This window comes from Mycobacterium sp. 852002-51163_SCH5372311, assembly GCF_001667115.1.
Classification (GTDB): domain Bacteria; phylum Actinomycetota; class Actinomycetes; order Mycobacteriales; family Mycobacteriaceae; genus Mycobacterium.
In genome coordinates this window covers 22,854-33,577 of sequence record NZ_LZIJ01000010.1, presented here as the reverse complement: position 1 = coordinate 33,577, position 10,724 = coordinate 22,854, and the positions used below count along the sequence as shown (strand labels likewise).

At 66.2% G+C, this 10,724-nt stretch carries 8 protein-coding genes and 2 pseudogenes; 2 read left to right on the top strand and 8 right to left on the bottom strand.

All coding sequences use genetic code 11. From position 1 onward, the window contains the following. A pseudogene (locus A5791_RS27585) lies at window positions 1-108 on the bottom strand (hypothetical protein); the annotation flags it as partial. Between A5791_RS27585 and ald the strand changes: the two are divergent. Next, window positions 64-1,074: pseudogene (gene ald, locus A5791_RS00865) on the top strand (alanine dehydrogenase); the annotation flags it as partial. The pseudogenes A5791_RS27585 and ald sit on opposite strands and share 45 nt — an antisense overlap. A gap of 245 nt (window positions 1,075-1,319) precedes the next feature. Here the strand turns inward: ald and A5791_RS00860 are convergent. From A5791_RS00860 to A5791_RS00840, 5 genes are all read right to left on the bottom strand, one after another. After that, window positions 1,320-2,348, bottom strand: coding sequence for a nitronate monooxygenase (locus tag A5791_RS00860; RefSeq protein ID WP_067229444.1), 1,029 nt, complete (start codon window positions 2,346-2,348; stop codon window positions 1,320-1,322). Window positions 2,349-2,352: 4 nt separating this feature from the next. After that, on the bottom strand, window positions 2,353-3,681 hold the full coding sequence (locus tag A5791_RS00855) for a pitrilysin family protein (protein ID WP_067229462.1): 1,329 nt from the start codon (window positions 3,679-3,681) through the stop codon (window positions 2,353-2,355). Continuing rightward, a complete protein-coding gene (locus A5791_RS00850; protein ID WP_067229441.1) occupies window positions 3,668-5,941 on the bottom strand; it encodes a polyribonucleotide nucleotidyltransferase in 2,274 nt (757 codons plus the stop codon). Before A5791_RS00850 ends, A5791_RS00855 begins: the two co-directional genes overlap by 14 nt. A gap of 338 nt (window positions 5,942-6,279) precedes the next feature. Next, window positions 6,280-6,549 (bottom strand): 30S ribosomal protein S15, encoded by a 270-nt coding sequence (rpsO, locus tag A5791_RS00845; protein WP_067113585.1) that lies wholly within the window; start codon window positions 6,547-6,549, stop codon window positions 6,280-6,282. A 121-nt stretch (window positions 6,550-6,670) separates the two neighbouring features. Beyond that, window positions 6,671-7,663 (bottom strand): bifunctional riboflavin kinase/FAD synthetase, encoded by a 993-nt coding sequence (locus tag A5791_RS00840; protein ID WP_067229437.1) that lies wholly within the window; start codon window positions 7,661-7,663, stop codon window positions 6,671-6,673. 179 nt (window positions 7,664-7,842) lie between these two features. On the opposite strand from A5791_RS00840, the gene mntR reads away from it, so the two are divergent. Then, window positions 7,843-8,547 (top strand): manganese-binding transcriptional regulator MntR, encoded by a 705-nt coding sequence (mntR, locus tag A5791_RS00835; protein WP_067229432.1) that lies wholly within the window; start codon window positions 7,843-7,845, stop codon window positions 8,545-8,547. Here mntR and A5791_RS00830 read toward each other — a convergent pair. Both A5791_RS00830 and A5791_RS00825 read right to left on the bottom strand, forming a co-directional pair. Further along, complete coding sequence (locus tag A5791_RS00830) at window positions 8,544-9,800, bottom strand: acyl-CoA dehydrogenase family protein (RefSeq protein WP_067229427.1); 1,257 nt, start codon at window positions 9,798-9,800, stop codon at window positions 8,544-8,546. The genes mntR and A5791_RS00830 overlap by 4 nt on opposite strands. A 39-nt stretch (window positions 9,801-9,839) precedes the next feature. After that, a complete protein-coding gene (locus A5791_RS00825) occupies window positions 9,840-10,709 on the bottom strand; it encodes an SDR family oxidoreductase (protein WP_067229422.1) in 870 nt (289 codons plus the stop codon). Window positions 10,710-10,724 lie beyond the last annotated feature (15 nt).

Here is a 10,724-nt window from a genome sequence, read left to right as displayed (position 1 = left end):
CAGAATCTGGCCGCGGCGCAGCAGGGGATACTCCGCCGGCATCGGCTCCTTGACCTTGAGCAGCAAGTCGGCGCCGGCCCAGACTTCTTCGGCGGTGGTGATCAATTGAGCGCCCGCCGCCTTGAAGTCCGCGTCGGAAATTGCCGAACCTTCCCCGGCGCCGACTTGCTGCTCAAGGTCAAGGAGCCGATGCCGGCGGAGTATCCCCTGCTGCGCCGCGGCCAGATTCTGTTCACGTTTCTGCACCTGGCCGCGTCACGCGCGTGCACCGACGCGTTATTGACTTCCGGGACAACCTCGATCGCCTACGAGACCGTGCAGACGGCCGACGGCGCGCTGCCCCTGCTGGCCCCGATGAGCGAAGTCGCCGGGCGACTCTCCGCCCAGGTCGGGGCCTATCACCTGATGCGAACCCAAAGCGGCCCGCCTGCTCGACGAGGCCTGCTGATGGGCGGGGTGCCCGGCGTGGAACCGGCCGTAGTCGTGGTGATCGGCGGCGGGAACGCGGGCTACAACGCCGCCCGCGTGGCCGGCGGAATGGGTGCTGACGTCACGGTATTCGACGTCAACATCAACCGGCTCCGGGAACTGGACGGAAAGTTCCGGACCCGCCACTCATCGGTGTACGAGCTCGAGGATGCTCTGAAAGGTGCCGACCTGGTTATCGGGGCGGTCCTGGTCCCGGGCGCCAAGGCGCCCATGCTGGTCACGAATTCACTTGTCGCACATATGAAGTCAGGAGCAGTGTTGGTGGACATCGCGATCGACCAGGGCGGCTGCTTCGAGGACTCTCGCCCGACCACCCACGATGACCCGACTTTCGCCGTACACGACACACTGTTCTACTGCGTGACCAACATGCCCAGCTCGGTGCCCAGGACGTCGACCTTCGCGTTGACCAACGCGACCATGCCGTATGTGCTCAAGCTTGCCGACCACGGCTGGCGGGCGGCTTGCCGTTCGGATCCCGCTCTGGCCAAAGGGCTTTCAACTCACGACGGTGCACTGCTGTCCGAACGGGTGGCTACCGACCTCGGTTTGGCGTTCACCGACGCGGGGAGCATTCTGGGTTGACAGGCTGATGCTTGCGCGGTCCACGAGCAGACAGTCTTTGCGTGTGAATCCTTGGCTTCGGGAGTGAATCCTTGGCTTCGGGTGTGTAGCCTGGGCGGAAATTCGCGCCGATTTTCGCCCTAGGTTCACACCGAAAGCCGTCGATTCACACCGAAAGCCCCAGGCTCACAACGGAGGCCGTCGATTCACGCCGAAAGCCGTGAGTTCACACCCGAAGACGGCTACAAAAGCGCATTCCGAAACGGCTAGCCAGTCGCGGCAAGGCTTGCGACGATCTCGGCCACCGGACCAGAATTCGCCTGCCGATAAGCCGTACCCGCCCACAGGTTGATCCCGTTGGGATCGTCGACCTCGACCGCCGCTGCCCGTATCGGCGCAGTCATCTGGTTGACCTCGGGATAGCCCAGCGGCGCCACATTGTCGAGCAGTCGGGTGAACTCGTTTTCCAGAGCACGCGCGTATCTACCCGAGAATGCCTTGGTGACAACGGTATTGGTGAATTGCGGATGCTTCAAAGCGGCGCGGTAGGTGGGGTTGGTGCCGGCTTCGTCGGCCAGCAACAGCGCGGTGCCGACCTGCGCGGCCACCGCTCCCCTGCGCAGCACACCGGCGACAGCCTCGGCGGTCCCCAATCCGCCGGCCGCCACCAGCGGAATATCGCGATGGGCATGGCCGATTCGATCGATCAGCTGGTGCAGCGACTCCTCGCCGGGCTCCATGTCGGGCGCGAATGTCCCCCGGTGGCCGCCGGCATCCGGCCCCTGGACGACCAGGCTGTCCGCGCCGGCGGCGATGGCCACGCCCGCCTCGTAAGCCGACGTCACCGTGACCATCACCAGCAGTCCCAGCGCGCTGAGCCGCCCGACCACGTCGGGTGGCGGCGCGCCGAAGGTGAACGACACCAGCTCCGGGCGTACGTCGGCCACCACCTCGAGCTTGTGTTCCCAGTCGTCGTCGTCACCGAATTCCGGCCGCCCGACCTCCACATGGTAGTGCTCGGCGACTTCCTCGAGTTCCTCAGCGTAGTACTCCAGCTGCACCCAGTCGGCGACACTGGGTTGGGGCACAAAGAGATTCACACCCAGCGGCCCGGTAGTGGCGGCGCGCGCGGCGGCGATGTCGTCGGCGAACCGCTCCGCGCTCAGATACCCGGCGGCGACGAAGCCCAGCCCGCCGGCGTTGGACACCGCCGCGGCCAGCGCCGGACCGCCGGGGCCACCGGCCATGGGAGCTCCGACGATGGGCACCGAGAGGTCCCAGAAGCCGAGCACCATCGCGCTAATTTACCATCGCCCGAAGTGGTTGCGGCAGTGATCGTTTCGAAGTGTAGGGGCCGAGCACAGCCGCCCCGTAGCGGTTGTCCAGCAGCCGGCGGGCCACCGCGTTGACATCCTCGACGGTGACCGCCTCGATTTGCTGCAAGGTGTGTTCGATGCTGCGGTGCTTGCCGTAGTTCAACTCGCTGCGCCCGATGCGGCTCATCCGGGAGCCGGAATCCTCCAGGCCCAGCACCAGCCCGCCGCGCAGCGAACCCTTGGCGATCCGGCACTCCGCCTCGGTGATGCCGTCGCGCGCCACCGATTCGAGCACCTCACTGGTCACGCGCATGACCTCGGCGAAGCGCTCGGGCAGACAAGCGGCGTACACCGACAACGCGCCGGTGTCGGCGAACATGTCCAGCGCCGAATACACCGAGTAGGCCAAGCCGCGTGACTCGCGAACCTCTTGGAACAGCCGCGAACTCAGACCGCCGCCCAGCGCCGTGTGCAGCACCGACAGGGCCCAGCGGTGCTCCCAGCCGCGACCGGGTGTGCGCACACCCAACGACACGTGGATCTGGTCGGCGTCGCGTTTGCCGAGCGTCAACCGCGGCCCGCCGTTCACTCGCCCGGCACCTTTGCGCGGCGCGACGGGACGCCTCCCACGCACCAAGTGCGGCCCGAAATGCTCGCGCACCAGTGCCACCACTTCGTCGTGGTCGACATTGCCGGCAACCGCGACGACCATCCGTTCGGGTGTGTACCGACGCAGGTGAAACGAGTTGAGTTGGCTGCGCGTCATGGCCGAGACGGATTGCGCGGAACCGATCACCGGGCGGCCCACCGGGTGGTCACCGAAAAGTGCCGTGAGGAACATGTCGGCCAGCGCGTCCTCGGGGTCGTCGTCGCGCATCGCGATCTCCTCGAGGACGACGGCGCGTTCCAGTTCGACATCCTCGGCAGCGCACCGACCATTGAGCACCACGTCGGCGACCAGGTCGACCGCGAGCGCCAGGTCGCTGTCCAGCACATGCGCGTAGTAGCAGGTGTGCTCCTTGGCGGTGAAGGCGTTGAGCTCCCCGCCGACGGCGTCCATGGCCCTGGCGATATCCACCGCCGTGCGCGTCGGCGTCGACTTGAACAGCAGGTGTTCGAGGAAGTGCGCAGCACCGGCCACCGTGGCACCCTCGTCGCGCGAACCCACCGCGACCCAAACCCCGACCGACGCCGAGCGGACGCCGGGCAGGTGCTCGGTGACCACGCGCAGTCCGCCGGGCAGGGTGGTGCGCCGCGGTGCCCCGGCCGTCGCGGGCTCAGTCGCCGGCCGCTTGGGATCAGCTAACGGCATCGGCTGGCGCGGCACCCGAACCGGCAGGGGTCTTGTCCGCCGAGCTCTCTTCTTCGGCCACCAACACCAGGGAGATCTTGCCTCGCTTGTCGATGTCGGCGATCTCCACCCGCAGCTTGTCGCCGACGTTCACGACGTCCTCTACCTTCGCGATCCGCTTGCCCTTGCCGAGCTTGGAGATGTGCACCAGACCGTCACGCCCCGGCAGCAACGACACGAACGCGCCGAAATCGGTTGTCTTGACCACGGTTCCGAGGAACCGCTCGCCCACCGTCGGCAACTGCGGGTTGGCGATCGCGTTGATGCGGTCGATGGCGGCCTGCGCGGACGGCCCGTCGGTGGCGCCGACGAACACCGTGCCGTCGTCTTCGATTGAGATTTGCGCGCCGGTCTCCTCGGTGATCGAGTTGATGACCTTGCCCTTCGGACCGATCACCTCGCCGATCTTGTCCACCGGAACCTTGATGGTGGTCACCCGCGGGGCGAACGGGCTCATCTCGTCCGGCTTGTCGATGGCTTCGGCCATCACCTCCAGGATGGTCAGCCGTGCGTCGCGGGCCTGCTCGAGCGCGCCCGCGAGCACTTGCGACGGAATCCCGTCGAGCTTGGTGTCCAGCTGCAGTGCGGTGACGAAGTCCTTGGTGCCGGCGCACTTGAAGTCCATGTCGCCGAAGGCGTCTTCGGCACCCAGGATGTCGGTCAGGGTGACGAAGCGTCGCTCGGTGCCGCCGCCTTCGACCTCAACATCGTCGGAGACCAGGCCCATTGCGATGCCGGCGACCGGCGCCTTCAGCGGAACACCCGCGTTCAGCAGCGCCAGCGTGGAGGCACAGACCGATCCCATCGACGTCGACCCGTTGGAGCCCAGGGCCTCCGACACCTGCCGGATGGCGTAAGGGAACTCCGCGACGCTGGGCAGCACCGGCACCAGCGCCCGCTCCGCCAGCGCGCCGTGCCCGATCTCACGCCGCTTGGGCGAGCCGACCCGGCCAGTCTCGCCGGTGGAGAAGGGCGGGAAGTTGTAGTGGTGCATGTAGCGCTTGGTGGTCTCGGGTCCCAGCGAGTCGATCTGCTGGGCCATCTTGACCATGTCGAGTGTGGTCACGCCCAAGATTTGGGTTTCGCCGCGCTCGAACAGCGCACTGCCGTGCGCCCGCGGGACGACGGCGACCTCGGCGGACAGGGCGCGGATGTCGGTGATGCCGCGACCGTCGATGCGGAAGTGGTCGGTGAGGATGCGCTGGCGGACCAGCTTCTTGGTCAACGAGCGGAAAGCGGCGCTGACCTCTTTCTCGCGGCCCTCGAAGGTGCCGGCGAGCCGCTCGAGAACCTGCGTCCTGAGCTCCTCGGTGCGCTCGTTGCGTTCGGCCTTGCCGGGAATCGTCAGCGCCGACGACAGCTCCTCGGTGGCCGCCGAGGACACCGCGTAGTAGACGTCTTCGCCGTAATCGGGGAACGTCGGATATTCGTTGGTCGGCCTGGCGGCAGCGTCGGCGAGCTCCTGCTGCGCGGTGCACAGCGCGGCGATGAACGGCTTGGCCGCCTCGAGGCCTTGCGCCACAACGCTTTCCGTCGGCGCCTGGGCCCCGCCGTCGATAAGTTCGATGACGTTCTCGGTGGCCTCCGCCTCCACCATCATGATGGCGATGTCTTTCTTGCCGTCGGCTTCACCGACTATGCGACCCGCGACCACCATGTCGAAGACGGCCCGCTCGGTCTGCTCGACCGTGGGGAAGGCCACCCAGGTGCCGTCGATCAGCGCCACCCGCACACCGCCGATCGGGCCGGAGAACGGCAGGCCGCCCAGCTGGGTGGAGGCCGACGCGGCATTGATTGCCAGCACGTCGTACAGGTCGTTGGGATCCAGGCTCAGGATGGTGACCACGATCTGGATCTCGTTGCGCAGCCCGTCGACGAACGACGGGCGCAGTGGGCGGTCGATCAGCCGGCAGGTCAGGATCGCGTCGGTGGAGGGTCGGCCCTCGCGACGGAAGAACGAGCCGGGGATGCGGCCGGCGGCGTACATCCGCTCCTCGACATCGACGGTCAGCGGGAAGAAGTCGAAGTGTTCCTTGGGGCTCTTGCTGGCGGTGGTCGCCGACAACAGCATGTTGTCTTCGTCCAGGTAGGCGACCACAGCGCCGGCGGCCTGCAGGGCCAACCGGCCGGTTTCGAAACGGATGGTGCGGGTGCCGAAGCTCCCGTTGTCGATGGTGGCGGTCGCCTCGAACACGCCCTCTTCAATTTGAGCTACAGACATAGGTGTCCGTATGGCCTCTCTAGGTTATTCAGCTGTTTCGCGCATCCATGCGCAACCCGAACCGGGTGCCCGTCAGGAGCAAATCTGAATACGGCTACGGCCATCGATCGAAGCGGCCGGTCTGTCCCGGATGCGGGGAGCCCGGCAGCCACTACCGAAGACCGCCCGATGCAGACTGGGCTGCTCCCTGGTGACATGACACGCTGGAACGGCACACGCGGAGCTGCGTGAACCGCACCGTCTGCTGGACCGAGCCGGTCCAGAACGCTCTCACTCTACACGGGCTAACCCGCAGGTCCAGGGGGACTCGGGATTTACCGGGCACGCCCGGCACGGTGTCAGCGACGCAGACCCAACCGCTCCACAAGCGAGCGGTAGCGCTCCACGTCGATCTGCGACACGTACTTGAGCAAGCGGCGCCGCCGGCCCACCAGCAGCAGCAACCCCCGCCGCGAGTGGTGGTCGTGCTTGTGCACTTTGAGGTGCTCGGTAAGGTCGGCGATCCGCTTGGTCAGTAGCGCGACCTGGGCCTCCGGGGACCCCGTGTCGGTGTCATGCAGGCCGTAGGTGCCCAATATTTCTTTCTTCTGCTCGGCTGTAAGCGCCACGAAATATCTCCATCAATAGGTCCGCGATCAGGGATTCAGATCATGTTTGGGGCGCGGCCACCGCGAACCGCAGCACGCGCCGATGTCGTCGGGCAGTTTAGCAGCGCGCCGGCTAGCGGAGTTACCCCCCAGACCCCCCAGCTAGCAGCGCACGCGTCCGCTCGGTGTCCCTGGCGATCTCCGCGACGAGATCGTCCACCGAATCGAACCTGCGCTGTCCACGGATGCGCGCAGCGAAGTCCAGCGCCACATGCTGGCCGTACAGGTCTGCGTCGGTGTCCAGCACGAACGCCTCGACGGTGCGGGTGCGCCCGGAAAACGTCGGGTTGGTGCCGACGGACACCGCGGCCTGATAGCGCTCACCGGGGACAATTGCCCCGGGGGTCCCTGTCACCGGTCCCTGACCGAGCACGGTGAACCACGCCGCGTAGACGCCGTCGGCCGGGATGGCCGAATACATCGGCGGCGCCACGTTCGCGGTGGGAAATCCCAGCTGGGCGCCCCGGCCGTAGCCCCGGACCACGACGCCTTCCACGCGGTGCGGGCGACCAAGCGCCTCGGTCGCGGCCATCACGTCACCGGCGTCCACGCAGGACCGGATGTAGGTCGACGAGAACGTCACGGTCTCGTTGCTGTGGTGCTCGGACAACAGCGACATCGATTCCACCGCGAACCCGAATCGCTCGCCGGCCTTGCGCAGAGTGTCGACGTTGCCGGCGGCCTTCTTGCCGAACGTGAAGTTCTCGCCCACCACCACCTCGACGACATGCAGGTTCTCCACCAGCAGTTCGTGCACGTAGCGCTCGGGTGTGAGCTTCATGAAATCGGTGGTGAACGGCATCACCAGGAACACGTCGATACCCAGCTCCTCGACGAGTTCGGCGCGGCGCGTAAGCGTCGTCAGCTGGGCCGGATGACTGCCGGGATAGACCACTTCCATGGGGTGCGGGTCGAATGTCATCAACACGGTCGGCACGTTGCGGGCGCGCCCGGCTTTGACCGCGTGCGCGATCAATTCGGCGTGACCACGATGCACGCCGTCGAACACCCCGATGGTGAGCACGCATCGACCCCAGTCCGTGGGGATCTCGTCCTGGCCGCGCCACCGCTGCACGATCGCAAGCCTACGGTGCCGGGCTGGATGCGTGCGGGATCGGCGGGCTGGACGGCATTCCAGGTGCCGTGCGTTGCTGTGCGAGCCTGCGCTCAGGGCTCCCAGACTGCGATGAGAGCGCCGATGACGCGGGCGGACGCGCCCTCACCGCAGATTCGTTGGCCCTAGACTCTTCTGTTGTGAGGGCTGACGAAGAGGCCGGCGGCCTTAGCGCGGTTGCCCAGGACTATTTGAAGGTCATCTGGACTGCGCAGGAGTGGTCCCCCGAGGGGGCTCCGCACAAGGTCAGCACCAAGATGCTGGCCGAGAAGATCGGTGTTTCCGCCAGCACGGCCTCGGAGTCGATCCGCAAGCTCGCCGAGCAGGGCCTGGTCAACCATGAGAAGTACGGCGCGGTGACCCTGACCGATGCGGGCCGGCGAGCGGCGCTGGCAATGGTCCGCCGGCATCGGCTGCTGGAGACCTTCCTGGTCAACGAATTGGGCTACGGCTGGGACGAGGTGCATGACGAGGCCGAGGTGCTCGAGCACGCGGTATCGGATCGCTTGATGGCCCGCATCGACGCCAAGCTGGGGTTCCCGCGACGCGACCCGCACGGCGACCCCATTCCCGCCACGGATGGGCAAGTGCCGACGCCGCCGGCCCGTCAGCTGTGGGCTTGCGACGACGGAGACACCGGGACAGTGGCCCGTATTTCCGATGCCGACCCGGAGATGCTGCGCTATTTCGCCAGCGTCGGGATCAGTCTGGACTCGCAGTTCCGGGTGCTGACCCGCCGCGAGTTCGCCGGCATGATCTCGGTGGCGATCGAGTCGGCCGACGGCGGCCAGACCACCGTCGAGCTGGGCAGTCCAGCCGCCCGGGCAATTTGGGTGGTTGCCTAGCTCAGCAGCCCTTTGGCGATGTGGGTCACCTGTATCTCGTTGCTGCCCGCGTAGATCATCAGCGATTTGGCGTCTCTGGCCAGCTGCTCCACCCGGTACTCGGCCATGTAGCCGTTGCCGCCGAACAGCTGCACGGCCTCCATCGCGACGTCGGTCGCTGCCTCGGATGAGTACAGCTTCATCGCCGATGCCTCGGCCAGGGTCAGCGGCTTGCCGGCCTGCTGCCGCTCGATGCTGTGAAAGACCATGTTCTGCACGTTCATCCGGGCGATTTCCATCTTGGCCAGCTTGAGCTGGACCAGTTGGAATTGCCCGATGTTCTTGCCCCAGAGCGTGCGGGTCTTCGCGTAATCCACGCAGAGCCGGTGACATTCGTTGATGATGCCCAGCGCCATCGCGGCGATCCCGATGCGCTCGGTGGCGAAATTGTCGCGGGCGCTGTCGCGGCCGTCCTTTTCGTAGGACTGGGTCCCGCCGAGCAGCCGGTCCGGGCTGAGCCGCACGTTGTCGAAGAACAATTCGCCCGTCGGCGAGGACATCATGCCCATCTTCTTGAAGGGCTTGCCCTGTGTCAGACCGGGCATGCCCGCGTCGAGCACGAAGATCAGCACGGGCCGGTTGCGCTTGTCCACGGCGGTGTCTTCGTCGAGCTTGGCGTAGACGACGAGAACGTCGGCGTCGGGCCCGTTGGTAATGAAGGTCTTCTGGCCGTTGAGGATGTAATCCTCTCCGTCGCGCTTGACGTGGGTCTTCATCCCGCCGAACGCATCCGACCCGGAGTCGGGTTCGGTGATCGCCCATGCCGCAATCTTTTCCAGCGTCATCAGCTCGGGCAACCAGCGTTCCTTCTGGGCCAGGGTGCCGCGACTCATGATGGTCCCCGCGCCCAGTCCGAGGCTTACCGACACAGTGCTCAGCAAGCCAATGCTGACCCCGGCCAGCTCGGACACCAGCATCGCGACCATCGACGCCTGGCCACCCAGCCCGCCCATAGCGCTTGAGCTGTGGTTTTCGTCCTGCCCGTCGCCGCGGGTATCGGTGCCCTCCTGTCTGGCTCGCTCCCGGTCGAGCATCGACTTGACCGATTCGGCGGCCATCGCGTCAAGACCGAACTGGCTGAACAGCTTTCGCGCGATCGGATACGGCGAAAGCTGACCGGTTTCCAGTTCGTCCAAATGCGGGCGGATCTCCTTGTCGATGAACTGGCGAACCGCGTCCCGCACCATCAGGTCGGTTTCGGACCATTCGAACATCACATACTCCTGATCGGGTGGACGTTTGATCGGTGGGGTCTACTGCGGCAGACGTGCGGCGATGTCGTCGATCAACCAGGGACCGTCGGTCTCAATGGTCTCCACATCCCGCCAACCGGACAGTCGCGAAATCGCGCCACCCTGAACGGCGTACACCTTGCCGGTCACCGGGCACTTCTCCGTCGCCAGGTAGGCCACCAGTGGCGAGATGTTGGCCGGACTGAACAAATCGTGTTCGCCTTCCTCGGGTTCGGCCATGAACGAGCCCATGCCCGGGGTCGCCAGGGTGAGCCGGGTACGGGCGATCGGCGCGATCGCGTTGACCCGAACGCCGTAGCGCTCCAGCTCCTCGGCGGCGATCAGGGTCAACGCCGCGATTCCGGCTTTGGCCGCACCGTAATTCGCCTGACCGGGGTTCGGCAGCGTGACCCCGGAGCCAGACGCCGTGTTGATCACTGCGGCATTGGGCTGATCGCCGGACTTCGACTGGTTCTTCCAGTACGCGGCGGCGTGATGCAGCATCGCGAAATGACCCTTCAAATGCACGGCTATCACCGCGTCCCATTGGGATTCCTCCATGCCGGCGATGAAGGAGTCGCGCAGGATGCCTGCGTTGTTGACCAGTACGTCCAGTCGGCCGAATTCGTCGATAGCCTGCTGCACAACGCTTTTCGCGCCATCCCAGGTGGCGATGTTGGCAGTGTTGGCGACGGCGGTGCCACCGGAGGCAATGATTTCCTCCACCACCTCGCCAGCGGGGCCGCTGTCGGCGCCCGCACCGGCGTTGTCACCGCCGAGGTCGTTGACGACGACCTTGGCCCCTTCTCGGGCGAACAACAGCGCATGTTCGCGTCCGATCCCGCGGCCCGCGCCGGTGATCACCGCGACCCGGCCGTCCAGAACTCCCATTTGCTCATTCCTCCA

Excerpts from the sequence above, each read along its gene's own strand:
- A5791_RS00860 (WP_067229444.1), bottom strand. The coding sequence starts at position 2,348 with ATGGTGCTCGGCTTCTGGGACCTCTCGGTGCCCATCGTCGGAGCTCCC.
- A5791_RS00855 (WP_067229462.1), bottom strand. The coding sequence starts at position 3,681 with ATGCCGTTAGCTGATCCCAAGCGGCCGGCGACTGAGCCCGCGACGGCC.
- A5791_RS00850 (WP_067229441.1), bottom strand. The coding sequence starts at position 5,941 with ATGTCTGTAGCTCAAATTGAAGAGGGCGTGTTCGAGGCGACCGCCACC.
- A5791_RS00830 (WP_067229427.1), bottom strand. The coding sequence starts at position 9,800 with ATGTTCGAATGGTCCGAAACCGACCTGATGGTGCGGGACGCGGTTCGC.
- A5791_RS00825 (WP_067229422.1), bottom strand. The coding sequence starts at position 10,709 with ATGGGAGTTCTGGACGGCCGGGTCGCGGTGATCACCGGCGCGGGCCGC.